The organism is Collinsella intestinalis (genome assembly GCF_902501455.1).
Taxonomy (GTDB): Bacteria; Actinomycetota; Coriobacteriia; order Coriobacteriales; family Coriobacteriaceae; genus Collinsella; species Collinsella intestinalis.
Genome location: NZ_CABWIC010000030.1, coordinates 36,257 through 59,683 on the forward strand (window position 1 = coordinate 36,257; position 23,427 = coordinate 59,683).

General features: G+C 61.1%; 21 protein-coding genes. 13 read left to right on the top strand and 8 right to left on the bottom strand.

Features of this window, described 5'->3' with window-relative positions; genetic code table 11:
* Positions 1-12 precede the first annotated feature (12 nt).
* Positions 13-306: a hypothetical protein gene (locus tag AOBCEHNH_RS07230; RefSeq protein ID WP_152063740.1), complete on the top strand. Its 294-nt coding sequence runs from the start codon at positions 13-15 to the stop codon at positions 304-306.
* Between the two features lie 73 nt (positions 307-379).
* On the opposite strand, the gene AOBCEHNH_RS07235 is transcribed toward AOBCEHNH_RS07230, so the two are convergent.
* Complete coding sequence (locus AOBCEHNH_RS07235; RefSeq protein WP_152063741.1) at positions 380-943, bottom strand: DUF5714 domain-containing protein; 564 nt, start codon at positions 941-943, stop codon at positions 380-382.
* Positions 944-1,046: 103 nt separating this feature from the next.
* Here AOBCEHNH_RS07235 and AOBCEHNH_RS07240 point away from each other — a divergent pair, with 103 nt between their 5' ends.
* The 4 genes from AOBCEHNH_RS07240 (at position 1,047) to AOBCEHNH_RS07255 (ending at position 4,312) form a co-directional block, all read left to right on the top strand.
* Positions 1,047-1,745: a metalloregulator ArsR/SmtB family transcription factor gene (locus tag AOBCEHNH_RS07240; RefSeq protein ID WP_152063742.1), complete on the top strand. Its 699-nt coding sequence runs from the start codon at positions 1,047-1,049 to the stop codon at positions 1,743-1,745.
* A 253-nt stretch (positions 1,746-1,998) separates the two neighbouring features.
* A complete protein-coding gene (locus tag AOBCEHNH_RS07245) occupies positions 1,999-3,519 on the top strand; it encodes an ATP-binding cassette domain-containing protein (RefSeq protein ID WP_152063743.1) in 1,521 nt (506 codons plus the stop codon).
* Between the two features lie 180 nt (positions 3,520-3,699).
* Entirely contained in the window at positions 3,700-4,053 is a 354-nt protein-coding gene (locus tag AOBCEHNH_RS07250; RefSeq protein WP_152063744.1) for a type II toxin-antitoxin system RelE/ParE family toxin, read from the top strand.
* Positions 4,054-4,129: 76 nt separating this feature from the next.
* Positions 4,130-4,312, top strand: a complete 183-nt coding sequence (locus AOBCEHNH_RS07255) for a helix-turn-helix domain-containing protein (protein ID WP_226803350.1) — start codon at positions 4,130-4,132, stop codon at positions 4,310-4,312.
* Positions 4,313-4,704: 392 nt separating this feature from the next.
* Here AOBCEHNH_RS07255 and guaA read toward each other — a convergent pair whose 3' ends face one another.
* Complete coding sequence (guaA, locus tag AOBCEHNH_RS07260; RefSeq protein WP_152063745.1) at positions 4,705-5,688, bottom strand: glutamine-hydrolyzing GMP synthase; 984 nt, start codon at positions 5,686-5,688, stop codon at positions 4,705-4,707.
* A 160-nt stretch (positions 5,689-5,848) separates the two neighbouring features.
* Here guaA and modD point away from each other — a divergent pair, with 160 nt between their 5' ends.
* Positions 5,849-6,748 (top strand): ModD protein, encoded by a 900-nt coding sequence (gene modD / locus AOBCEHNH_RS07265; RefSeq protein ID WP_152063746.1) that lies wholly within the window; start codon positions 5,849-5,851, stop codon positions 6,746-6,748.
* Between the two features lie 6 nt (positions 6,749-6,754).
* On the top strand, positions 6,755-8,143 hold the full coding sequence (locus AOBCEHNH_RS07270; RefSeq protein WP_152063747.1) for an APC family permease: 1,389 nt from the start codon (positions 6,755-6,757) through the stop codon (positions 8,141-8,143).
* A 146-nt stretch (positions 8,144-8,289) separates the two neighbouring features.
* On the opposite strand, the gene AOBCEHNH_RS07275 is transcribed toward AOBCEHNH_RS07270, so the two are convergent.
* The 4 genes from AOBCEHNH_RS07275 to AOBCEHNH_RS07290 all read right to left on the bottom strand — a co-directional run bounded on the left by AOBCEHNH_RS07275 (position 8,290) and on the right by AOBCEHNH_RS07290 (position 13,437).
* Positions 8,290-8,745 (bottom strand): nitrous oxide-stimulated promoter family protein, encoded by a 456-nt coding sequence (locus tag AOBCEHNH_RS07275; protein ID WP_152063748.1) that lies wholly within the window; start codon positions 8,743-8,745, stop codon positions 8,290-8,292.
* Between the two features lie 6 nt (positions 8,746-8,751).
* Positions 8,752-10,434: a DUF2130 domain-containing protein gene (locus tag AOBCEHNH_RS07280; RefSeq protein WP_152063749.1), complete on the bottom strand. Its 1,683-nt coding sequence runs from the start codon at positions 10,432-10,434 to the stop codon at positions 8,752-8,754.
* A 224-nt stretch (positions 10,435-10,658) separates the two neighbouring features.
* Positions 10,659-12,782, bottom strand: a complete 2,124-nt coding sequence (locus tag AOBCEHNH_RS07285; protein WP_152063750.1) for a dipeptidase — start codon at positions 12,780-12,782, stop codon at positions 10,659-10,661.
* Positions 12,783-13,110: 328 nt separating this feature from the next.
* Positions 13,111-13,437, bottom strand: a complete 327-nt coding sequence (locus tag AOBCEHNH_RS07290) for an HIRAN domain-containing protein (protein WP_152063751.1) — start codon at positions 13,435-13,437, stop codon at positions 13,111-13,113.
* A 129-nt stretch (positions 13,438-13,566) separates the two neighbouring features.
* Between AOBCEHNH_RS07290 and AOBCEHNH_RS07295 the strand changes: the two genes are divergently transcribed.
* Positions 13,567-13,989, top strand: coding sequence for a (deoxy)nucleoside triphosphate pyrophosphohydrolase (locus AOBCEHNH_RS07295; protein WP_226803351.1), 423 nt, complete (start codon positions 13,567-13,569; stop codon positions 13,987-13,989).
* 11 nt (positions 13,990-14,000) lie between these two features.
* On the opposite strand, the gene AOBCEHNH_RS07300 is transcribed toward AOBCEHNH_RS07295, so the two are convergent.
* On the bottom strand, positions 14,001-16,955 hold the full coding sequence (locus tag AOBCEHNH_RS07300) for a DEAD/DEAH box helicase (protein ID WP_152063752.1): 2,955 nt from the start codon (positions 16,953-16,955) through the stop codon (positions 14,001-14,003).
* Between the two features lie 118 nt (positions 16,956-17,073).
* Here AOBCEHNH_RS07300 and AOBCEHNH_RS07305 point away from each other — a divergent pair, with 118 nt between their 5' ends.
* Positions 17,074-17,604 (top strand): cysteine hydrolase family protein, encoded by a 531-nt coding sequence (locus AOBCEHNH_RS07305; protein ID WP_152063753.1) that lies wholly within the window; start codon positions 17,074-17,076, stop codon positions 17,602-17,604.
* 137 nt (positions 17,605-17,741) lie between these two features.
* Here AOBCEHNH_RS07305 and AOBCEHNH_RS07310 read toward each other — a convergent pair whose 3' ends face one another.
* Positions 17,742-18,827 (bottom strand): putative endonuclease domain-containing protein, encoded by a 1,086-nt coding sequence (locus tag AOBCEHNH_RS07310; protein WP_226803352.1) that lies wholly within the window; start codon positions 18,825-18,827, stop codon positions 17,742-17,744.
* A gap of 523 nt (positions 18,828-19,350) precedes the next feature.
* On the opposite strand from AOBCEHNH_RS07310, the gene AOBCEHNH_RS07315 reads away from it, so the two are divergent.
* From AOBCEHNH_RS07315 to AOBCEHNH_RS07330, 4 genes are all read left to right on the top strand, one after another.
* Positions 19,351-19,911 carry a ferritin family protein gene (locus tag AOBCEHNH_RS07315; RefSeq protein WP_039910730.1) on the top strand — a complete coding sequence of 187 codons (561 nt, stop codon included), beginning with the start codon at positions 19,351-19,353 and terminating at the stop codon, positions 19,909-19,911.
* Positions 19,912-20,136: 225 nt separating this feature from the next.
* Positions 20,137-20,709: an HD domain-containing protein gene (locus AOBCEHNH_RS07320; protein WP_152063754.1), complete on the top strand. Its 573-nt coding sequence runs from the start codon at positions 20,137-20,139 to the stop codon at positions 20,707-20,709.
* Positions 20,709-21,695, top strand: coding sequence for a putative ABC transporter permease (locus tag AOBCEHNH_RS07325; RefSeq protein ID WP_226803353.1), 987 nt, complete (start codon positions 20,709-20,711; stop codon positions 21,693-21,695). Before AOBCEHNH_RS07320 ends, AOBCEHNH_RS07325 begins: the two co-directional genes overlap by 1 nt.
* A gap of 190 nt (positions 21,696-21,885) precedes the next feature.
* Entirely contained in the window at positions 21,886-23,025 is a 1,140-nt protein-coding gene (locus AOBCEHNH_RS07330) for a hypothetical protein (RefSeq protein ID WP_152063756.1), read from the top strand.
* The last annotated feature ends 402 nt before the right edge of the window (positions 23,026-23,427 follow it).

The following is a 23,427-nucleotide window of genomic DNA, read 5'->3' on the forward strand; positions in this document are numbered from 1 at the left end:
ACGGAGGGCTCTGTGGCAAGCAACAAAAGATCGGCGCGCGTCAAGCAGCGCGCGGCATTTGAGGCCGGGTTCGACGGAAACGCCATGGGCGACCTGTTCACACGCGAGCGGGAACGCGAAGATCGTCTCGATGCCGAACACGAGGCCGCGCTCCGACGCAAAGCCTGCGAGTCCAAGAACCGCTACTCGAGCAAAGCGGAAGCGGAGAACGCTATAGCCGCATGCGCCGAGCACGGGCGCCGGGGCCTTTCAGTCTACCGCTGCCCCTACTGCAATGGATGGCACCTCACAAGCCATCCGAGGTAGAAGCGCGCGACCATCGCTCGGACGAGAGCCGCAAGCCACCGGCACTCAGACGCCGCCCAAGGCCCTCTTGAACTTAAGCGTGGTAAGGGCATTCGCTTCCGAGGCACGCCTTGTTCAACGACGCCACGGCGCACTCCGGCACCTGCTCACCGACCTTGAGACGCAACCCAAAATAGTCGTTAAACCATGGGACGGCCGTGCGAACGGCGATGCGCGAATCGCGTTTGCAGCAACGAGGCGACCCCGACCGGGCGATGGCGGACAGGACCTCCGAGACCATGAGCTGCCCCTCGCTCCACCCCTCGGAGCGCAAGGGTGCGTTGCCGGCCAGAACGGCAAACGCCATGCCGCAAGAGGCCGCGGCGCCGCACATGCCCCACTTGGCGCATGTAGCTCCCGGTACGCAAACCGCACGGGAGTCGAGTTCGGTCAACGCCTCGGAAAGGCCGACGCCGTCATGGTGGACGGTCTGCCATGCGCAGGCGAGGAGCGAGGCGCCGACCAGGAAATGATGCACGGGCCCAAACGCCGCACAGCGCTCATCGGACATAAGCGCCTCCAACAGCGCCGCGGGATCTTCGCCCCGCCACGCCAGACACGTCTCGTGGATCCAGACCTTGTCTTCCGTGGTCGCCATGTCCCCACCTTCCCATTTTCGCATAGACATCTGTCGATATGTTATCATATAGACATATGTCGATATGTTATTACGGCAGGTAGATGATGGGAGATTCGGGGATATGGGCAAGCCGGTCGTGGCATTCGTCTGCACGCACAACGCCTGTCGGAGCCAGATCGCAGAGGCGATGGCGCGCCGATTCGCAGATGACGTCATGCTCGCCCGCTCCGCGGGAACGCACCCGGCGAAGATCGTCAATCCCGATGCCGCGCGTCTATTGGCAAGCGAATACGAATTCGACGTTGCCTCCCTCGAGCCCAAATCCCTGACCTGCCTGCCCGATATCGACATCCTCATCACCATGGGGTGCGGCGTTGAATGCCCCTCCCTACCGGCGATGTACCGTGAGGATTGGGGGCTGGAAGATCCAACCGGCAAGGGCGACGATGCGTTCCTCCGCACGATGCGCGCCATCCAGCAACGCGTCATCGGACTCCGAGCCCGCATCGTGGCCGGCGAGTTCGACCGCGAGCGGCTCGCATCGAACCTCAAGGCACTGGGCGACCCCAACCGGCTCCGCATCGTCGAGCTGCTATGGGACGGCGAGGAGCAGTGCGCCTGCAACCTCCTCTCGAAGCTCGAGATCTCGCAGCCCACGCTCTCCCATCACATGGCGGCGCTCCGAGATGCGGGGATCGTCCGTGCCCGCAAGGACGGCCGTTGGATGCACTACCGGCTCGACCACGATGTCCTCGATGCAATCGCCGCGCTGCTCGGACAGAGCATCGCCTACCGCGCATGGGAGGATCCAGAGGAGTAGGCAGCGCGTTCAGACATCAGCCAATCGAACGGTAGGCGCTTGCCGGGCGGGCGTCGGGCACCCAACCATCTCGCGCCCGTCGGCCAGGCGATGGACCGTCGGCTTCGGCCGTGCTACACTCACCCTCGCCCGCCCGATGGATTCGGGCCCCATGCGAGGGCACCACCGCGAAGAGACAAGGCGACCATGCGCTTTTAGACATCTACCTCAACGATTCTGTTGACCTCCGATCGAACAAGGAGGGGATGTCTTTATGCAGCTCGCACTCTCGCGTGTGACCTACACGCACCCCGCAGCGCAAGACCCCATTTTGAATAACGTGACCATCGCCTTCCCGCAAGGCTGGACCGGGCTTTTGGGCGACAACGGCTGTGGCAAGTCCACGCTCGCCCGCCTCGCCTGCGGCTTGATCGTGCCCGACTCCGGCACCGTATCGAACGGGCTTTTCGCCGTCTATTGTCCGCAAGAAGCTGATGAGGCACCTCATGCGCTCGCGGACTTCGCGCTCGACTTTGGCCGCGAGGCCCGCAGCCTCCGCAAACGCCTGAGTCTCACCGATGACATGCCCTGGCGCTGGGACGAGCTCAGCTTCGGTGAGCGCAAGAAACTGCAGATCGCCTGCTCGCTCTGGCAGCGACCCGATGTGCTCGCAGTGGATGAGCCGACCAATCACCTCGATCGCGAGGCCCGTGCCCAACTGACAGGACTGCTGGCCAGCTTCACCGGCGTCGGCATCCTCGTGAGTCACGACCGCGAACTGCTGGATGCGCTCGCATCGCGCTGCGCGTCGTTCGAGGCAAGTGGGCCCCGCGGGGAGACTCACATCGTCATCCGCCCCGGCGGATACTCGCAAGCAAGCAGCCAGGCGGAACGCGAGCGAATGACCGCGATAGACGAACGAAAGAGGGCGAAGGATCATCTCGCGCGCCTTTCCGCTGAGCGCGAGCAGCGTGCCCAGGAGGCTGCGCGGGCGGATGCCAGGCGCTCGAAACGAGGACTCGACCCCAAGGATAAAAGCGCCCGCGCCAAGATCGATCTCGCAATCGTCTCGGGCCAGGACGGGGCCCGAGGCAAGCTACTGCGACAGATGGACGGGCGCATGGCAAGCGCCCAGGCCAGAGTCCATGCGGCATATGCGCCCAAACGCTATGACGGCAACCTGTTCCTGGATGCCGAGCCCAGCGCTCGCAAAACCGTGCTTCACATACCCGCGGGCAGTATCCCATGCGGGGCGGGAACCCTCGAGCTACCTGAGATCTTTGTGGGAAACACCGAGCACATCGGCATCATAGGACACAACGGCGCAGGCAAAACCACACTTCTCGACCACATACGCGAGCTGCTCGCGTGCGATGGCGCCAAAGGAGGCCGACGGCTTTCGGTCCTCGACATCCCCCAGGAACCGAGCCCCGAGCAGCGCGAGCGCGTCCTGGGGAACATCCGCCGCCTCTCCCCCATCGACCGCGGACGCGTTCTCAGCTGCGTGGCGCAACTGAACTCCGATCCCGACCGAATCCTGGAAGGCGCTGCCACCAGCCCTGGCGAGCTGCGAAAACTGATGATTGCCCGCGGTTTGCTGAACGCCCCCTCCCTCATCATCATGGACGAGCCCACCAACCACCTCGACCTGCACTCGGTCGAGGCGCTCGAACGGGCGCTCGCACAGTTCAATGGTGCGCTGCTGTTGGTGAGCCACGACCGCGCGTTCCTGCGCGCGTGCACAAGCATCACCTGGGAGATTAAAGGCAGGACCCTAAAGACACGCCAAAGGTGAACAATATGCTGCAATGTCTATTCGATCTCACCTCATTGTTCCAGACTCCCTCTCACTGGAAATCACAATTTGATTGCCTACTTGTATACGAACATATGTTCTTATAGAATTAGAACAGGTGTTCGTCTCAAATAGTATGTTTTGCCAATTATTATCATATGTGATAAGTTTAGGAGTAAGATGGCAATGGAGGTCCAGTATTTCGAAGACGATCAAGGACGGCAACCTGCAAGGGAGTTCATCGATGGACTCGACCCAAAGATGAGAGCCAAAGTTTTCGGGAGGCTGCTCCTTTTGGAAGAATATGGCGAACGGCTACCGATGCCATTTGCCCGGCATCTCGAGGATGGCATCTTCGAGCTGAGAACACCCCAAGGCTCGAACATCACCCGCCTCCTCTATTTCTTCTTTGTTGGCAATCGCGCTATCGTCACCAACGGTTTCGTGAAAAAGACTCAGCGAACGCCAAGAAAAGAAATAGAGCGTGCAAAGAAGTTCAGGGAGATCTGGAGGTCGCACAATGACTGGCTTTAGGGAACATCTTGATGAGTCTCTCAAAGACCCCGCCTTCCGTCATGAATGGAGTGCTCAGGAAACCGAACGTGAAGTCATGAAAAGCATCGTGAAGGCGCGCATCGCCGCGGGGCTGACCCAAAAGGAACTGGCCGACCGCTGCGGCATGAAGGCGGCCAATCTCTGTAGGCTGGAAAATGGCAATGGCAATCCTTCGGTGGCGACGCTTTCCAAAATAGCCCACGGTCTCGGCAAAAAGCTGCAGATCAGCTTTGTGTAGCACAATCACCAGTCGAGTAAACAGGGCCGATCCCATATGGGACCGGCCCTGTCGCGTCATCATCGCCACGGAAGGGCCCTCGAATTGAGAGGAATTGATTTTTCACAAGCGCAAAAGAGACCCATTCGAAGGTCTGCCGCGGTTTTCGAGCACCTCGTGAGCAACGACGATTGCACCCCGCCAAAGTCCCAGGTAGAACGCTTGGCGGTTTTTCGTCTACGTTCAAGGTCGCCGAAAACTGCGGCAGAACTACCCTTCGGAAGCGAACAGGGGTTCCGCTCATCGCAAGCGGAACCCCCTGCATCAACAACAGCCGGATTCGGGGAGGGCTCGAGCTTGAATTATCGTCAATCCTCATGGGGATCAACTTGCGCCCGTCCCCAATTACCCGATTACTCGAATTCGATCGTACCGCAAGGCTTCGGGGTGAGGTCGTACAGGACGCGGCAGATGCCGTCGACCTCGGAGGCAATGCGGTCGCCGATCTTCTTGAGGAGTGCCCAGTCGAGCTCGGGCACCTCGGCGGTCATAGCGTCGACCGTGTTGACGGCGCGGATGAACGCCGGCCACTCGTAGAGGCGCTTGTCGTCCTTCACGCCGGTAACGCGGAAGTCGGGCACGGACACGAAGTACTGCCAAACCTTGCCCTCGAGGCCGGCGGATGCGAACTCCTCGCGCAGGATCGCGTCGGCCTCACGCAGGGCCTCCAGGCGATCGCGGGTGATGGCGCCGAGGCAGCGCACGCCCAGGCCGGGACCCGGGAAAGGCTGGCGCTCGACCATGCTCTCGGGCAGGCCGAGCTCGCGACCAACCACGCGGACCTCGTCCTTGTACAGCAGGCGGACGGGCTCGCAGAGCTCGAACTGCAGGTCATCGGGCAGACCGCCCACGTTGTGGTGGGCCTTCACGCCGTCGGACTCGAGGATGTCGGGGTAGATGGTGCCCTGAGCGAGGAAGGAAACCTCGTCGCCGACCTTGCGGGCCTCCTCCTCGAACACGCGGATGAACTCGGCGCCGATGATCTTGCGCTTGGCCTCGGGCTCGGCAACGCCGTCGAGCAGGGACAGGAAGCGGTCGGTGGCGTCGACGTAGACGAGGTTGGCGTCGAGCTGGTTGCGGAACACGTCGACGACCTGCTCGGACTCGCCCTTACGCATGAGGCCGTGGTTCACGTGCACGCAGATGAGCTGCTTGCCGATGGCCTTGATCAGCAGCGCGGCGACCACGGAGGAGTCGACACCGCCGGACAGGGCCAGAAGGGCCTTCTTATCACCGATCTGCTCGCGGCAGGCGGCGACCTGCTCGGCGATGAAGGCCTGAGCGAGCTCAGGGGTGGTGATGCGGACCATGTCGTCGGGGCGCTTGTTCAGATCCATGGGTCTCCTTTCAAGGGCACGCGCAGCGAGCGCGACGGGACGTCTTGTAGGCGGGACGTCATATATTACACAGCATTATGCCTTTTCCGCGTGATAGATGCAGGAGAATCGTGCGGTGATGATACGATTTCCACCGTAGAAATCTTCAAAAGGAGGGCCGATGGTCACCCTATCCGACGCGCGCATCGACGAGCTCATCGCCGAAGACGTGCCCTATATCGACCTGACCAGCCATATTCTGGGCGTCGGCACTCAAGCCGGCGCCATGGAATACTTCACCCGCGAGGCCTGCGTGCTCGCCGGAGGCGAGGTCGCGTCGCGCATCGCCACCAAACTCGGATGCGTCGTCACCAACATCCTGCCCGACGGCACGGCGCTCGAGGCCGGGCAGTCGTTCATGACGATCGGCGGGACCGCCGCCCAGCTCCATCAGGCCTGGAAGGTCTGCCTCAACGTCTTCGACCATCTTTCCGCCGTGGCCACCAAGACCCGTGCGATGGTCGACGCCGCGCATGCCGCCAACCCGTCCTGCGAGGTCCTCACCACGCGAAAGAGCATGCCGGGCGTGAAGGACCTCCTCGTTGAGGCCACCATCGCGGGCGGGGCGTTCCCCCACCGCCTGGGCCTGTCCGAGACCGTACTCGTATTCGACCATCACCTCTCTTTCATGGGAGGTATCGACGCGTTCATCGAACAGCTACCCCAAATCCGTTCACGCTGCATCGAGAAGAAGCTGTTCGTCGAGGTGAACGCCGAACAGGCGCTCGCCCTCGCATGGCACAACGCCGCCTGCACACGCGCCTGCGCCGCCTCGCGCGGGGCCGTTGCCTGGGCCGGCGTGGACGGCGTCCAGCTCGACAAGGTCGCGGTCGACGAGCTGACCGAACTGGTGGGCAACCTGCGCGCGCTCGACCCGCGCCTCACCATCATCGCCGCCGGGGGCGTCAACCCCGAAAACGCGGGGGAATATGCCGCCACCGGCGTGGACGGACTCGCCACCACCGCGCCCTTCACCGCCAAGCCCATCGACATGAGCGTCCGCATGCGACGCCTAGGATAGGAAACCATGACATCTTCCTCCAAGTCCGCCACCGAAGGCGGCGCTACCAACGCCGATGCCGCCCCGGTGAAGCGCTACTCGCTGTTCACCGCGATCTGTCTGATCGTGGGTATCTGCATCGGCTCCGGCATCTTCTTCAAGTCCGACAACATCCTCATCGCCACCGACGGCAACGTCGCGCTCGGCGTCGCCATGATGCTGCTCGCCGCCACGACCATCGTCTTCGGCGGCCTCACCCTGGCCCGCTTTGCCGCGCGCACCACCGGCCACGGAGGTCTGATCGCCTACGCGGAGGAATTCCTGGGCCCGCGCCGTGCCGCGTTCATCGGCTGGAACTTCACCTTTCTGTACATGCCCGTCGTCTGCTCCGTGCTCAGCTGGGTTGTGGGCGTGTACGCGTGCATGACCTTCAACCTGCCCGGGACGTTTGCCTGGCAGATGGGCATCGGCCTGGTCTTCCTGTTGGCTTGCACCGCGTGGAACATCCTGTGGCCCACCTTGAGCGGCTACTTCCAAAACCTCACCACACTGGCCAAGGCCCTACCGCTGGTGCTCGTAGGCGCGATCGGCCTCATGGTGAACGACCCGGTCGCTCAACTGAGTTCCGACATCGCCGCCGCCCCTGCCGCCGGCACCGTCTGGATCGCCGCCGCCGCGCCCATCGCCTTTGCCTTCGACGGCTGGAGCTCCGCGGTGAGCATCGCCCCCGAGCTCAAGGACGCACGGCGCAACCTGCCCCGCGCCCTCGTCGCCGCGCCCATCATCATCCTCGTGCTCTATCTGGGGTACTTCGTGGGCATCTCGTGCTTCCTCGGCCCGCAGACCGTCATCGAGGCGGGCGACGCCAGCCTCTCGCTCATGTTCGTCAAGCTCTTTGGCGAGCAAGCCGGTGCGCTGCCCAACGTCATCGCCTTCATCGCCGTACTCGGAGGTGCCAACGGCATGGTGCTCGCAACCTTGCGCATGCCCCAGTCCCTGGCGCTTCACCACATGATGCCGTTCGAGCACATCGTGAGCCGCATGAACCAGACCCTGCGCTTCCCGGTGGTGAGTGCCATGATCGCGCTCGTCACCACGTTGTTCTGGGTAGGGGTGCACACGGTGGTGAGCACTCTTGGGCTGCTCCCCAACGGCGACATCTCCGAGGTCGTGGTGGCAATGACCATGCTGATCCTGCCGCTGTACTACATCGAGGCCCTGCGTGGGGCGCTGCGCGAGGATGCCCCTGCGCTCAAGCGCGCCCGCCGTGCCGCAGCGCCGGCCATCGCGCTCGCCAGCTCGCTCGCCATCGGCCTGTCGAGCATCTCAGATCCCACGCGCTGGCCGTTCGTCGTCGCCTTCACGGCGTTGCTCCTCGTGATGACCTTTGCGCTTACGCCCAAGCGGGACGCGTAGAGGTCCGGGAGCGCACACTCCTCTCGGGCCACGGCAAACGCGGCCTTCATGGTGGGGTTATTCCGCGTGAGCTTGCGGATGCTGAGCCCCGGGCTTTGTCGTTCACCAGACGTAGGTTGCTCTCGCTCGAGACCAGATTGCTTCTTCTATCGCGATGAGCGGACGCGCCGTCGTTCGCGCTGCGACTCGATCATATGGCGTATCGCCATCACGGGGTGATGTAAGAGCATGCGTGGACCCGCATACCGCATCACCGTGCGGATGCGCTCGCGCATCTCGGGTCGGTAGCAATGCACCGTGCAATTCGAGCAGAACGTCTTCTCCTCCATGAACGGGCAGCGCTCGCTGCGCGCGTGGGCATACGCCTCGAGCTCGGCGCATTCGGGACAGAGGTCCCGCCGCTCCCCGGAGTCCCGCTCCCGAAGGGCCGCCCCCTCCCGCATCTGCCGTATCTCGCCGCCCCGCTCTCGCTGCGACGCCGAACCATGCGCGGAATGATTACCCTTGCAGTACAAGGCGATCATCTGGCTTACGATTTCCTGCTCGCGCTCGCGCTTGCGCTTCAGCGCATCGGCCGTCACACGCGGTTCACTCTTCCCCATCGCTCGTTACACCTCGCAACTATCCGCAAGATCGGGCTCGGCGCCCGGTGCCTCCTCGACGGTGACACCCTCGCGGGCAGCGCGCTCCGCCTCCTCGCGGGCCTCGTCGAACTTCGCCTTCATGGTTTTGTTACCCCAGGTAAGCTTGCGGATGCTGAGCCCCTGGGCCTTGTCGTTCGCCAGACGCAGGTTGTTCTCGCTCGAGATCAGGTTGTCCTTGACCTTCTGCAGGTGTTTGATGGTAGTGTCGATCTCGTCGATAGCCGTCTGGAACTTGCGGCTTGCCAGGTCGTAGTTGCGGTTGAAGCCCTCCTGGAATCCCAGCAGCTTTTCCTCAAACTCCGTGACATCGATGTTTTGCTGGCGTACGAGCTCGAGCTCCTGCTTGTAGGCAAGCGCGTTCATGGCAGCGTTGCGCAGCAGCGTGATCATGGGAATGAAGAACTGCGGGCGAATCACGTACATCTTCTCGTAGCGATAGCTCACGTCCACGATGCCCGTGCTGTACAGCTCGCTCTCCGGCTCAAGCAGAGTGACCAGCACCGCGTACTCGCAGCCCTTCTTCTTGCGGTCCGAATCGAGCTTCTTGAAGAAGTCCTCGTTCTTGTGCTTGGTGGCCGTGGTGTCGTTCTCGTTCTTCATCTCGAACATAATCGAGACGATCTCGTTACCGGCCTCATCGCACTCGCGGAAGATGAAGTCGCCCTTGGTGCCGTCGGAAGCGTCGTTGTCCTTCTCGAAGTAGGCATGCGGGAACGCCGTGGCGCGCAGCTGATTGAACTGAGTCTCGCAGTGCTGCTCGAGGGTCTCGCCCACCATCTTGGTGGAAAGGCGCGCCTTCATATCGCGCAGGCGCTCGATTTCCTCGTCCTTATAGCGGATGAGGTCCTGAGCGCTCTTGCGGGCCTGCTCGATCTCGAGCGCATGGGCGGTCTCGATCTGCTGCTTCTCGGCGGCGCGGACCTCCTGCTCATGGGAGAGCTCGAAGCGGGCGGCGTCCAGGTCGCGGGCGAGCTTGGCACGCTCCTCCTCAAATGTTGTACGTGCCTCGGTCACCGCCTGCGTCACCGCAAGATCGCGCTGAGTGGCGCCGGCATCCAACTGGGCCTTGAGCGAGGCAATCTGCGCATCGCGCGCGGCCAGCTGTTCGCGGAGCTCCTCCTTTTGATCGGCGGCGTCCTGCTGAGCGACCATGCGCTCGCGCTGGGCGGCGACCCTCACCGCCGACTCGCGCTCCTCAACGGCGGACTCGAGCTTGGCGGAAAGCTCGGCGATGCGGGCATCCGCCTCGGCGCGGACGCGCATGAGCTCGGCCGTACGCTCGCTCTGCTCCTTTGCGAGCTGAGCGGCGCCGGCAGACTGGGCCTGCTGCAGGGCCGCAGCGCTGGCGGCACGGGCCTCCTGCAACTCTGACGCACTGCGAGCCTTGACCTCCTGCAGCTCAGCCGAGCTACGGGCGAGTGCCTCCTGGAGCTCCGCCTTTTGGGCGGCCATCACGCGGTCGAGCTCGGCCTTGGCCTGAGAACGGGCAAGCTCGAGGGCTTGCTCGTGCTCGCGACGCAGCGAGGCGGCACGCTCCTCCACCTCATGGACAAACTGGTCGTCGCGCACTTGGCGAACGATACCCTCGTAATCGCTCTCATCTAGATTGATGACCGTCCCGCACTTGGGGCACGTGATCTGGTTCATATGCGCTCCTCGCTCCGCCGCAACGCCCGGGTGCGCCCTACACACGCCGCTGCATATTCCTTACCGTCAGACTATACCCGCCCGTGCGGACAAAAGGCCGGCCCTTCACCAGCGCGTCGCTGCAGACATCAAAACGGCCCTGCGGAGACATGTCTCCGCAGGGCCAGCAGACTAGCGCTGATCTTTGACCGCATCAGCAATATCTTCGATGAGAGTCGGCGATGCTACTCTTCACCATGAAGATTGCGGCGCTTCGAACGAACGCCGTAGCCAATCGCCCCCGCACCCGCGAGAGCGCATGCAGACACGGCAACAAGACTCAGCGGATCGCCCGTCTGGGGTAATCCGGAACCGGGCCTCTTCGAGGGCTTCGAGGTATCCGGCGTTGTGGCCGGGGGCTCCGGCTTAGGATCGGCCGGCGCGGCGGGGGCCTTGACGGTCACAACCGCCACATTGGAATCAACAGCGAGGCCCTGATCGTTGGCCACGCGACAGAGATATGCAAACTCACCAACCTTGGAAGTATCGACGGAGAAAATAGCGGTTTTTACACCAGTAGAGACCAGATCGTCGCCCACCTTGTTAAACCACTCATAAGAGAGCTCCCCCGCTCCACTTGCAGAAGCGGCGGCAACCGTGAGATCGACGGCCTTGGCGCCCTGCTCATACGTGGCACCGGCAGGCTGCTGGGTGATGGTCGGGGCGATGATGGCGTCGGCATACGCCAGGCGGTCCACCAGGCCGTTGCCCTCGGCGTTGAGGTCGGAGGGAGTGAAGGGCTTGGAGAAGTCACCGGCGTTGATGTAGGCGCGCATCTCGTCGAGAAGCTTGTCGCACTTGAGATAGGTCTGCTCGACCACGGCCATCTGGGCCTTGTTAGCAAGCGCCGTGCGGCCCTCGGCGGGCGTGTTCTTCATAACGCCGTCGACGGCGTCCTGCTGGGCGATGATCTGGGCCTGCAGGGCATCGAGGTAGGCACGGGTACCGGCAGCCATGGTGCTGCGATTGTTGTAGGCGAGCGTATTGATGTCCATGAGGACGAAGGACAGGGAGTTCTCAGGCTCTTCCTTCATGGCCCACTCGACGTTGTCCTTCTGGCCCGGGCCCTGATGGGACGCATCGCAGCTAAGGTCACTAAAGTACGGGCTCACCTCGGTGAGGAGGGCGGAGTACAGCGGCACGAAGACGGAGAACTCGGTGCGGGACAGCGCTTCCCACTGCACGGTGGCGATATCGGCGGTCAGGCCGTCACGGATCTGGAACATGTGGCTCTCGACCGTGCGGCTGTTGCCGATGGCGCCGAAAGCGGCGTCCTTGTTGGCGTCGACATCGGTGCCCTCGCCGCGCGTTGCAAGCGAGCGCAGGATCTCGTTAGTGGTCCAGCCGCCGCGACCGGGCGTGAAGAACTGGGTGGGTTCGGTGAGGTTGATCACGCCCTTGCCGGGCACCACGGTGTAGCGATCGGCAGCGAGCGGGGCATCGAAATAATGGCGACCCTGGACATAGCGGGTGGTGGTACCGCTGCTATGGTCCGCATCGGAGACGCCGTAGGTGGAGGCGATATCGGGGGTGCCGTCCTCAAAGGTCTTGAGCAGGCCGGCCTCCTCGGGCACCGAGAGGAGTCCCTTGGAGTGCAAGCAAGTCTTGGTATCGTCCAGGTCGATCTTAAAGCGCAGGTTGCCCATGTTGGGATTCACAGACACCTGGTCCTTCGGCATGATGTAGGCCACCCACTGATGACCGGACAGCGCGCAGAACAGCCAGGTCTCGTTTGGATCGGATATGGTGATCTGATCGCGACCGCTCGCACCCTGCTCGTCGATCAAACGGCCGAGCAGCTCCACGCCCTCACGTGCAGTCTTGGATTCGCCCAGGATCACGCCGGCGTAGGTGTACTCGCCAATACCCGTATCGGTGCTAGGGTCGACCTTCTTGATGCCGGCGTTGTAATTAGTGGTCAGCGTGGCAGAGCAGGAGACGCCGTGCTCGTTGATGCCGGCCTCAGAATACGCGTCGTAGCGGTCGTTCCAATCACTCGGATGATCGCGCACGTAGGTGTAACGATACGACGTCTTGTCGCTCGTCCAGTCAAAGCCGGACTCGTCGGACGTATAACGCGTGTTCTTCTGGGGTTCCTGAATACCGAAGATCTTCACGTGGCGAGACGCGTAATCCTCGGATCGGCCGACGTAGCGGTCGCCATTCGCCGTGAACTGATTTGGCACCCATACCTGCGTGCAGGCCAAGGCGTTCAGAGGTGCCGTGGTCAGGAGCGCGGCACCTACAGCGAATCCGCAAGCAGCACGCTTAAGCCACGACCCCCCCCCATTAGAAAATGGTGCGCGCATAGCGCCCTCCTTTCACGACTAGCAGCTCGCAGCAAAACGCTGCTCCATACTCCAAACCGCCAGTCACAACGCCCATTCTAACCACCGGCAACTGGGGTCCGCGCGGCCTTCCCGCAGGCGGCGAAAAGCGTCGATAAGCGGGCATTATCGTGTTTGATAACTCGTTTGACCACTACCCCGAGATACGACAAGGCAGCTCAGCTGCAACTCTCCATACGATACGAGATGCAATCCCGAGTGCGGCGAGGATCGCATTCGAGAAGCCGTCCCACGCCGTCAAAGCTGCCATCAACCCATTTACATGAAATGCAGCTCAAGAACGACCATTCTATCGTGCGTCGCGCACGAATACGGCGGCTCGAACCTGATGCCAGGGACTGCGCTCTGGGGCGACCTGGAGCACGCGGCACTCGAAGGCAGCACCATGCCCGTAAAAGAACAGGGTCGAAAGCGGACCCACCGAGTCCGCGGGAACGTAACCGAGCATGGTGCCATGGAATTTGACCGCAATGGCCTCCGCGTCATAAGGGTTGTCGCGCTCGGGCACGAGCTCCAGAGTGTCGCCGGCCTTGAGCTCGCCCAGGACCAGCGCACCGTCATGATGCTGGAACCCGGCGATATGGAACGAGAACAGATTGCGAGACGGCTCGTACATGATGGGACCCCCTTCAAGCCCTGCACCGCGCCTTGCGAGCACGGCCGTTTTCATGGCTTAAAGGTACGACCCCGTGCGGACAAAACTATATCGACCACACCTCAAGCAATCTAAGACGCCCTATAATCGGTGCGAAAAGATCTCGACCCCTGGAGCATCATCGTGAAGACCATCCATGTAGCAGCGGCAATCATTCTAGACGGCAATAAGATCCTCGCCTGCCAGCGCGGATATGGCGAGTTCAAGGGCGGCTGGGAGTTTCCCGGCGGCAAACTCGAACCCAATGAGACTGCTGAGCAGGCCTGCATCCGCGAGATCAAAGAAGAGCTGAGCGTCGATATCGAGGTCGCACGCCATCTCTACACCGCCGAGCACGACTACGACACCTTCCACCTTTCGATGGATTGCTTCGTCTGCTCGATTGTTTCCGGCACCATTGTCGATACCGAGCACGAAGACATGAAGTGGCTGCCCCTCGACAACCTCTGGTCGGTCGATTGGCTTCCGGCCGACATCAAGGTGGTAGGGGCGATCGAGGCAAGCCTGGCATAGAGCCCCCGACTTTATGCCTCGTCGCCCTCAACAAACACGCTCGTGATGTACTCATAGATATCGCGCCTGACGGGCGTTTCCAACTGATAGCCGATTTCGACGGCGTTCTCGTTCGCGATCGTCATCGTCTGCACGAAATGCCCCGTTGGGTGCATCTGGCCGAGGAAATAAAACTCCTTACTTCCTTTGTCGTTCGTGTTCTTGCGAACAAACAGATAGATTTTCATGCCGTTACCCGGCCATGCCATGAGCCGCTGAATATCCTTCGATGCAAGCGTTCGTCTCTTTTTCGAGATGCCGATGAGCTCGCAATCCGAGACAAAACGATCCTCGTATTTGATGGTGTCGCTGATGTCGGGCGCTTTATCGTAGTTGATGAACACCGGGAACGTATTCGTCTTCTCGTTGTACATATAACCGCCGATGTTTTGCGGCGTTTCGCTTCGATCCCATCCGAGCAGGCGACATACCTCCTCATAGGTATACTTCGCGTTCAACACGAAGCTCGTATCCCGATATGTCTGCGCGTAAAGTTCCTCATGGCGATGAATACCGAATTCGACGACCTCATTCAACTGTCGCCTGAACTCCGGATCCAGCAGACTTGCACGGGCCGCATCCGTCCAGCGAAGGACACCATCGGCCCCCTCCTCGACGAGAGAAACGAACCAATTCGGCGAAGAAAAGCCACCGTTAAGCACATTCGTTGCAGACTTCAGAGCTGCCGCTCTCGTGCCAACAGGGCTCTCCGTGCTCGACTGCTTACCGCCATCGACAACAGCAAAAGCCCCATCCCGTGCAAGAAGCGCACGCAACAGATACAGTTCATCGGCGCGCTTACCGTTCGCGAGCTTCTTTGAAACGAATTTGAGAATGTTCTCCTGCGCCTCGCTGAATGTGACGTCGTACGCCTTTTCATATCGAGACAGAAAACCGTGATAAGAGTCATATTTATTAAAGATGAGCAATGGGTCGATCGATCCGTTGCGATCGAAATCGAGCAACGAGGGAATCGCGCCGAGCATCTGGCGCAGCCCAAGGTACTCGTCCTTCAAAAACCGAGCAGCGGTAAAATCGCCCTGATCGATTGCCTGGTAAATTCGTCCCTCCGACACGCGGTCGAAGCTCACGGTAGAGGCGCCAGGAATAACCGTGCTCCCCTCTTTTACGATCGCGCGCAAACGATCCTTGTTGTAGGTCTTATCGCCCGACAAGGCCACGGGAATCAAGAAGTTCTGCTGGTAATTTCCAATGAAGTCGAGAACCAGCGTGCTTTCCTTGTTATCAGCCTTACGCAAGCCACGACCAAGCTGCTGCACGAACACGATGGAAGACTCCGTCCGGCGCAACATGATGATCTGGTTGACCGCAGGGATGTCGACGCCTTCGTTCAGAATGTTCACCGAAAAGATGTACTCAAGCTCGCCGCTTTCAAGCTTGCGGATCACCTCATCTCGTTCCGCATCGCTATCGCTGCCGTCAATCGCTTCCGATTTATATCCGCGCTGGGTGAACTGCTTCGCCAGCTCACGCGCCTCCTCCAGCCTGCTGCAGAACACCAGGCCCTTCCTGCCATCTTTCTTGACCGAGTACTCCTCGATCTTATCGATGATGTGGTTCACGCGAGCCTCGCTCGTGAGCTTGGAAAACAGCGTGAAGTCGCTCTGCTCTTCCTCGTCGATGGCAAGGTCGGCGATACCAAAGTAGTGAAACGGCGCGAGCATGTCCTCGCGCAAAGCGTCTTGCAAGGTGATCTGGTAGGCGATCACATGGTTGAACAGGGCGAAGACGTCATAGCCGTCGGTTCGATTGGGGGTCGCCGTCATGCCCAAGCAAAACTTTGGTTTAAAGTGCTCGAGAATGCGCTGGTAGCCCTTCGCACCTACGCGATGGACCTCGTCAATGACGATGTAGTCGAACAGCTCGGCGTCTATTTTGTCAAGATAGCCGCAGATGGTCGAACACATCGCAAAGGTGCAGGTAAACTCAGTTCCATCGCCACCGGCCCTATACAAGCCGTACGTGTAGTTATCCCCCAACAACTTTTTGTAGCTCGCCATTGATGCGGTGAGGATGCGCTTCCTGTGCGCCAGAAACAGGATACGGACCGGGGCCGCCGCCTTCACATCAAAGGCCGAGAGGTACGTCTTTCCGGTACCCGTTGCCGAAACGAGCAGGGCGCGAGGATCACGTCGCTCGTGCAGAGCAGCAAGGGCCTCAAGCGCCTTCTCCTGCATTTTATTCGGCTTGATCTTTTTGCTCGAAGCCTCGTTTTCTCCAAGAACAGCAATGGTGCTGCCGTCCGAAAAGGCGGCCTTGCCCTTAGAACGGGGTGCTGTTGCGGTCGAAATGTACTCGCGATAATGGCTGATCCACGTTTCGGTAAGGGGCGCCGTCTCCGAGCAATTCCAAAGCAGCTCGAACTCGCGCTTCAAATCTCCGACCGCACCATCCGCACTATAAGAACGGAAGAGGACATTCCACTCCTGATTGCAGGTCAGTGCTCGGTCCGTCAGGTTTGAGCTGCCCACGATCACGGTGTTCAGGCCAGACCTATTGAACATATAGCCCTTGGCATGCAGATTCTGCTGGTAAACGCGCGTCTCGATATTGTCGTACGTCAAGAGCTTTCGATACACATCGGGGCTGTTGAAGTTAAGGTACGTCGAGGTGAGCAGTCGTCCTTTGATGCCCCGGGCCTTCAACTCCGAGAGCATCTGCACCAGACACGTCAGGCCGCCCTCGGAAACGAATGCGACGCAGAAGTCGAATGTGTCGTTCTCCCCCAGATCCGCGAACTGACGACGCAACACCGACAGAAGGTTGTCGCCCGTTGTCTTCGAATTCGAAATGAAATGAGGACGACTATCGAACTCAACGCTCGCCCCGGCCGAAGCGCCAACCAGATCGAGCCGACTCAAGCCATTTTCAGCAGTTGCATTCACGTGTTCCTCGACGTTAGCCATGCTCACACCATTTCAAAATACAACAGGTCGTGGCCAGGATACCAAAGCGCCGCATATAATGGCAGGCAGCCGGCATTTCAGATGTGCCCCAGCTCAACTCACCAAAGGAGCCCTCGCCATGTCCAACTCCTACCTCATCGTCGTTGATATGCAAAATGACTTCATCGACGGCGCCCTGGGCACGCCTGAGGCGCAGGCCATCGTCGAGGCAGTCGCCCAGCGCGCCAGCAGCTTCGACGGTACGGTCGTTTTCACCAAAGACACCCACGGCAGCGACTACGCCGCCACGCAAGAGGGTCGCAACCTGCCCATTCCCCACTGCATCACCGGCACGACCGGCTGGGAACTCGCACCCACCCTCGAAACGATTCGCGCCCGCCGCAGCGCTCCCGTGTTCGAAAAGCCCTCGTTCGGATCGCTCGACCTCGCCCGCTGGCTTGTCGCACAAAACAACGCCGCTCCCATCGACTCCATCGAGCTCTGCGGTCTATGCACCGACATCTGCGTGGTCAGCAACGCCCTCACCATCAAGGCGCACCTGCCCGAGGTCCCGCTCGCGGTGAATCCCGCCCTGTGCGCCGGCGTCACCCCCGCCGCGCACGACGCCGCGATCGCCACTATGGCGAGTTGCCAGGTGCAAATCCTGTAACCCGGCTCGGGCCTCGTCTTGCGGCAGCTTTTCGCCCCGATGACCCGCCGGAGACAGGCCCCATGCCCACGCACGGGCCTCACCCCGCGCCGCCTCTCGCGACCTCGCGATTGGCGGCGTTCTTGTATTTTGGCCAACTACCGCGCCAACGCCGTAGCGTACTGTTTGAATGCGGGGATGAGCTGCATGCGCAGCACATTGCGACGAGCATCGAAACCGCCGCTGCGGATTCTCAGCCGAATGCCCATCGCGCGCGCAACGTCCGCGACGAGCTGATTATATAGATGCTCTTCGACAATGTCCTCGTACCAGACGTTCAATATGGTCCATCCCGAACCCACCAACTTGTTCTGCCTGCGGTCATCGCGGCCGGCCTGCTCGATTGCATGGAACTTGCGGCCCTTGTACTCGAGACCGACCTTATGGCCTGGGAATGCAACGTCCACATAGCGGTCCCCGTCGGCAGCTGAGACGCGGTGGTTAAGCGAGACGGGCCCGAGGGCATAACCACCGAGTCGCCGCGGCCAGGTAAGCAATGCGCACAGAACGGATTCCATGGGCGAGTTGGACCCGTCGCTGACCAGCTCAAGCGCCTCACGGGCCCGGACGATTCCCGGCGCTCCGGGCATCGCATCTAACACGCGTGCGATCTGCTCGACGGAAGTCAGGGGCTTCGCCGTGTTGGTAAGGCCATCCCACGAATCATCGAGGAGGTAGGTTCCACACAGCTCGAGGCCGATCAGCGCCAGCTCCTCGACGGTGCGCTGCCGCTTCTTGTGCAGGTCAACCGTTGCAAGATGCAGAAATGTCAGAGCCGGGCTCGTCACTAAGACATCCCTATTCACGTAAATAAGCGAACGAGGTGGCAACTCCGCCGCGCTGCGGTGGCACACGATGTCGTCCCGGCTGCGGGCGCCCGACTCTTTGGACACCAGGATATGCACGGGGCGCGTTTTCACACCCAAGCGCTCCATGTCGTCCGTAAACATCGCTTTTGGCGATACGCCGCAGCCATCCAGCTTTTGCGTGCGCGGCTTATCCAAAAACTCCGGCGCCAATCGCCCGCTCGATCGCATAAATTCGAGCGCTGACTCTCCAAAAATGCATACGCTCATGACCGTCACCCCCTCGGCCCGATACGTTTTGCTCAGTGTGGTCAAAATACCCCGATTGTGCGCCGAACAATCAGTGGCGCAGTCGCGTTTGCCCAGGATTGAGAACACCGATCCGACCAATCACGAGCCGTGGCAACCATTGCCTCCAGCCGCCATCGGCAAAACCCCAGGATTGCCCTGCGCGAGAAAATATGCACGAGCGTTTTGACCCCGCTTTCAGCGCACAATCAGGGCATTTTGACCAGTTTCTCGGAAACGCATATTTTGTGACCCCCTTTTTGAGGGCTTGAGCGCTTGTTCGCGCGCCACGTTGCCGCTGCAGAACCACCCCGCCGCCACCCCTCTCTGAGCGCCCAGACAAAAACAGGAGCACAATCAGCTCTTGGCCTGTTCAGACGAACACTTGGACGCTCCATCTGCCCCGTCAACACGCCGATCGCCATTCCGCGACCATCTCCCTAAAGCCTTGAACTGCACGTTCGTCCATTTGTGAACTATTTGAGAATGAATCCTAATATGTTTCCGTTTTAGGCTCATATGATTCTGAAACTGTGCCATAATGCAGATGTCAAAGCGCGACCGCGGGTTCGCCCCAAGGAGCGCATTCGCCTGTGTTCAAAGGAGAACAAACATGAAGTTCGTTTGCCCCGTTTGCGGTTTCGTTGAGGAGTTCGACGGCGAGGAGCTGCCCGCCGACTTCAAGTGCCCCCAGTGCGGCGTCTCCGGCGACCGCTTCACCAAGGTCGAGGAGGGCAAGATGACCTGGGCCGCCGAGCACATCGTGGGCGTTGCTCACGAGGAGGGCGTCACTGAGGACATCATCATGGACCTGCGCGCCAATTTCGAGGGCGAGTGCTCTGAGGTCGGTATGTACCTGGCCATGGCTCGCGTTGCTCACCGTGAGGGCTACCCCGAGATCGGCCTGTACTGGGAGAAGGCCGCCTACGAGGAGGCCGAGCACGCTTCCAAGTTCGCCGAGCTCCTGGGCGAGGTCGTGACCACCTCCACCAAGAAGAACCTCGAGATGCGTGTTGAGGCCGAGAACGGCGCCACCGCCGGCAAGTTCGACCTTGCCAAGCGCGCCAAGGCCGCTGGCCTGGACGCCATCCACGACACCGTGCACGAGATGGCTCGCGACGAGGCCCGTCACGGCAAGGCCTTCGCTGGTCTCCTGGCTCGTTACTTCGGCTAAACCGAGGCAACGCTTCGCAAAACGCTTTCCATAACGGATCGCAAAAGACCCTGGGGTTCGCCCCAGGGTCTTTTTCATATGCGGAAAGCAGGGCCCACGGCACTAGTTTTTATGAACGAACCCCCGCGTCTACAGAGCATTCGCATCCGAATGGTAACGTTGTATCTTTAACGCTGGGCAACCGTGTCGGTTTGCGCCCAAGGGACACTCGTGAGGAGCCACTCGATGACAAATGTGCTTGAGGATCGCACGATTTGCGAATCGCAAAAGGCCTGCGCGGAAGCCTGCCCCATGCGTTGCGCAACCAGCCCCATCGACGAGGTTGCCCACATCGCCCATGTCTTAGAAACGCAGGGCAGATTCGGCCTCACACGAGGCTTTATCCAGCACGGCACCATGAGCGTGCATGCACACGTGATCTCCGTTGCGCACGCCAGCCTCGCCATGGCCGGGCGACTCGAGCGCCTGGGGGTCCGTATCGATCGCGCTTCGCTCATCCGCGGTGCGCTCCTTCACGACTACTTCCTCTACGACTGGCACGACCCCGACCCATCGCATCGCCTACATGGGTTCACGCACCCATTCGCCGCGCTCGCCCGCGCGGAAGAGGACTTTGACGACCTGACCGAACGAGAGCGCAACATCATCTCCCGTCACATGTTCCCGCTGGTTCCCATCCCTCCCACCTGCCGCGAAGCATGGTTGGTGTGCCTGGCCGACAAGGCCTGTGCGCTCCATGAGACCATCGCGGGGCGGCTACCCAAGCGCTCCACAGGCCGCAAGGAGGTATCGCAATGATGACGGACTTGAGCGGGATCATCTCTGAACTGAACTCGACGGGCGCTCCCCTATCGGCGCTGTTTTTGTCGTTCATCGTCTTCTCATTCATTGGCTGGCTCTACGAATCCACCATCTGCGCCCTTGCGAACTACGGCCACTTTGCCAACAGCGGGTTCCTGCTTGGCCCATGCTGTCCCATCTACGGCGTGGGATCACTCGCATGCTGGTTCTTGCTGCGCGACATTCCGAACGTCGCTGTTCAGTTTGCAGCCGCCGCGCTCGTATGCAGCGCCATCGAATACGGCGTGGGAGCGGCGCTCGAACAAATCACCGGAGCGCGATTCTGGGATTACTCTAAGTTCCCCTTCAACATCAACGGCAGGGTCTGCCTATATGGCGCCGCGCTCTTTGGAGCGGGGGCGGTGCTCATTTGCCGTATCGCCGAGCCCGCCCTGCTGAACGCATTGGAACTCATGCCGCCGACCATCCTGGCAGCGGCAGCCTTTGCATGCGCAGCGCTCCTGGTCATCGACACCGCTTTCACGCTGGTCAGCTGGCGCCAGCTCTCGCAAAAGCTCGAGCTGCTCAGAATCGAGCTCGCTGACAAAGTCAACGAATCCCTCAAAGATGCTTCCGACTCCCTGCTCGACAGGGTGCCCGACGCGGCACTGGATTCTGCAGCGGAGATCAAGGCCCGAAGCGGAGAACTCAATTCATGGCTCGCCGAGATGTCGGATGGCGCCTTCGAGGCCGTGCGCGGCAAGGTGGAGATGCCCTCGTTTATAGCCGAGGGCAAGCAGAACCTCAGGCTGGTTGTGCGCCATGCACGCAGCATAGCCCAACGCGCCGAGATCTCCACCCCCGAAAAGCTGAAGACCGTCCTCACCCGCCGTGAGCTGCGTTTCTTCAACGCGTTCCCGGAGATCAAGCTGAAAGCATATGAGGGAATCATCCGTGCGACGAACCTCAAGGAGCGGGCGCACGAGCTGTTTTATAGGAGGTAGTGGGTAACCACAACGGGCAGCGGCATTATCACTCCATTCGCGGATTGGGGCCGTCGCCTCATCATATGCCATCCCCTCCTGCGCCATACTCAGGAGAACCGAGGCGCACCGGCGGCGGACCTTCCCAAAAAAGAGGGGCGCGGCGGCGCAGCCCGGAGATGAAAGAGCAGCGTCAAACCCGGGAGGGCCCGTGCTCAGCACACGCGATGCAAAGCTGGTTAAGCGCTATTACCTGCTCCCCAAGGCAGCCTGGTATTCCCTGGTCGCCTTGTTTCTCACAGGCGGGCTCGCGATCTTGCTCGTGATGATCGACAACATCGGACTGGGTTCCAAAGGCTTTGGAGACCTGCAGCTGATCGCCATGGCCGCCCTCATGATCGCCGAGGGCGCGGTGTGCGTCGCCTGCGGGGTAGTTGCCAGGCATGGGCTTGGCAGCGCCCACTGGCAGGAGCTCGAACGCGAGGCCATCGGTGGCAACGCGGACATCGGGACGAACCCGGCCGTCGCGGGCGGCATCGGCGTGGCGGCCGCGGGGCGCTTGGTCGACACCCTGGACAACGACGACCTCGACGCCCTGAGCACGGGGCTGGAAATCGCCGGCGCCGCCATGTCCGCATATGGCTTTTTCGACACCATGCGTCGCATGAGCCGGGCCGCGGCCGCAGTTGCGCACGCTCACGGGATTGAACTCCCCGGGCTCGGCCGCACGCGCTTCCTGATGATCGGTCTGCCGCTCCTGCTCCTCACGCTCGCCTTCGTCCCTCGCTTCATCGACTCCACCGCGCAATCCTCGGAAGCCCAAGAGGCCTCCGCGCGCGCCATTCAGGCCCTCAACACCGCGCTCGAACCGGCGTGCAGCTACACTCTCGCCGACGACCCCCTCGAGCACCGCCAGGACAGCGGCTACCGCGTGAGCGGAAACATCACCGATGAAGACGGCGACATCGTGGCGAGTGTCTCCGTTGAAACGGACGAATACGGCGCCGTCGATAGCGTGGTCTACAACGCCGACGTAGATATCGCGCGCACGCCCGAGGAGAACCTTGCCTTTGCCGAAGAGAACTTCGCTCGCTTCTATGAGGCAATTTCCAGCGTGAACGTCGAGGCGGAGAGAATCGAGCTGCTGGACACGGGGCTCGTCAACGCCCCCGTTCTGCCCGATCAGTTCCGTCAGGCGTTCCTCACCGGCGACTATTACACCGCCATCGACACGGACCTCGACGACACCGGCACCCTGCGCGCCTGGGCCCTCTTCGACACGGAACCGGAAGAGGAATTCGACGAGTACACGAACGCGAGCATCTCGATTTACCTGCTGGCTCGAGCTTAGTGCTGCAAGAATTCCTTGCCGTAAATTATCAGCGCCTCAGAGTCATTTTTCCGGCATATGGCATGGAGGCATCGGTCCATGCGCAAGACGATGGCGCGGAGGAGCAGCTGGTAGCGCGCGTCATCACCTAGCGTGAGCTGTCCACGCAAGAGCGAGAAACTGCCGAGGGGCTCATCCGGCTCGATGTCCCCGAACTCGGCCGCGTGGAATTCGCAAGCTCGTAGCGGCCGAATCCGCTCCTGCAACCCGGAAGCGCAAAGCCGTTGCGTTGACATATCGCATTGATGGCCCTTGCCGGCTCGAAGGTCGTCAGCTTTTTCTGACGTTCATACACAACAGTCCCTTCGCGCTTCATGGAGCATCATCTTGACCCGCACTCAACTTGCGCATAGAGGTCTGGCT

Excerpts from the sequence above, each read along its gene's own strand:
- AOBCEHNH_RS07235 (WP_152063741.1), bottom strand. The coding sequence starts at position 943 with ATGGCGACCACGGAAGACAAGGTCTGGATCCACGAGACGTGTCTGGCG.
- AOBCEHNH_RS07240 (WP_152063742.1), top strand. The coding sequence starts at position 1,047 with ATGGGCAAGCCGGTCGTGGCATTCGTCTGCACGCACAACGCCTGTCGG.
- AOBCEHNH_RS07245 (WP_152063743.1), top strand. The coding sequence starts at position 1,999 with ATGCAGCTCGCACTCTCGCGTGTGACCTACACGCACCCCGCAGCGCAA.
- AOBCEHNH_RS07250 (WP_152063744.1), top strand. The coding sequence starts at position 3,700 with ATGGCAATGGAGGTCCAGTATTTCGAAGACGATCAAGGACGGCAACCT.
- AOBCEHNH_RS07255 (WP_226803350.1), top strand. The coding sequence starts at position 4,130 with ATGAAAAGCATCGTGAAGGCGCGCATCGCCGCGGGGCTGACCCAAAAG.
- guaA (WP_152063745.1), bottom strand. The coding sequence starts at position 5,688 with ATGGATCTGAACAAGCGCCCCGACGACATGGTCCGCATCACCACCCCT.
- modD (WP_152063746.1), top strand. The coding sequence starts at position 5,849 with ATGGTCACCCTATCCGACGCGCGCATCGACGAGCTCATCGCCGAAGAC.
- AOBCEHNH_RS07270 (WP_152063747.1), top strand. The coding sequence starts at position 6,755 with ATGACATCTTCCTCCAAGTCCGCCACCGAAGGCGGCGCTACCAACGCC.
- AOBCEHNH_RS07275 (WP_152063748.1), bottom strand. The coding sequence starts at position 8,745 with ATGGGGAAGAGTGAACCGCGTGTGACGGCCGATGCGCTGAAGCGCAAG.
- AOBCEHNH_RS07280 (WP_152063749.1), bottom strand. The coding sequence starts at position 10,434 with ATGAACCAGATCACGTGCCCCAAGTGCGGGACGGTCATCAATCTAGAT.
- AOBCEHNH_RS07285 (WP_152063750.1), bottom strand. The coding sequence starts at position 12,782 with ATGCGCGCACCATTTTCTAATGGGGGGGGGTCGTGGCTTAAGCGTGCT.
- AOBCEHNH_RS07290 (WP_152063751.1), bottom strand. The coding sequence starts at position 13,437 with ATGTACGAGCCGTCTCGCAATCTGTTCTCGTTCCATATCGCCGGGTTC.
- AOBCEHNH_RS07300 (WP_152063752.1), bottom strand. The coding sequence starts at position 16,955 with ATGGCTAACGTCGAGGAACACGTGAATGCAACTGCTGAAAATGGCTTG.
- AOBCEHNH_RS07305 (WP_152063753.1), top strand. The coding sequence starts at position 17,074 with ATGTCCAACTCCTACCTCATCGTCGTTGATATGCAAAATGACTTCATC.
- AOBCEHNH_RS07315 (WP_039910730.1), top strand. The coding sequence starts at position 19,351 with ATGAAGTTCGTTTGCCCCGTTTGCGGTTTCGTTGAGGAGTTCGACGGC.
- AOBCEHNH_RS07320 (WP_152063754.1), top strand. The coding sequence starts at position 20,137 with ATGACAAATGTGCTTGAGGATCGCACGATTTGCGAATCGCAAAAGGCC.
- AOBCEHNH_RS07325 (WP_226803353.1), top strand. The coding sequence starts at position 20,709 with ATGACGGACTTGAGCGGGATCATCTCTGAACTGAACTCGACGGGCGCT.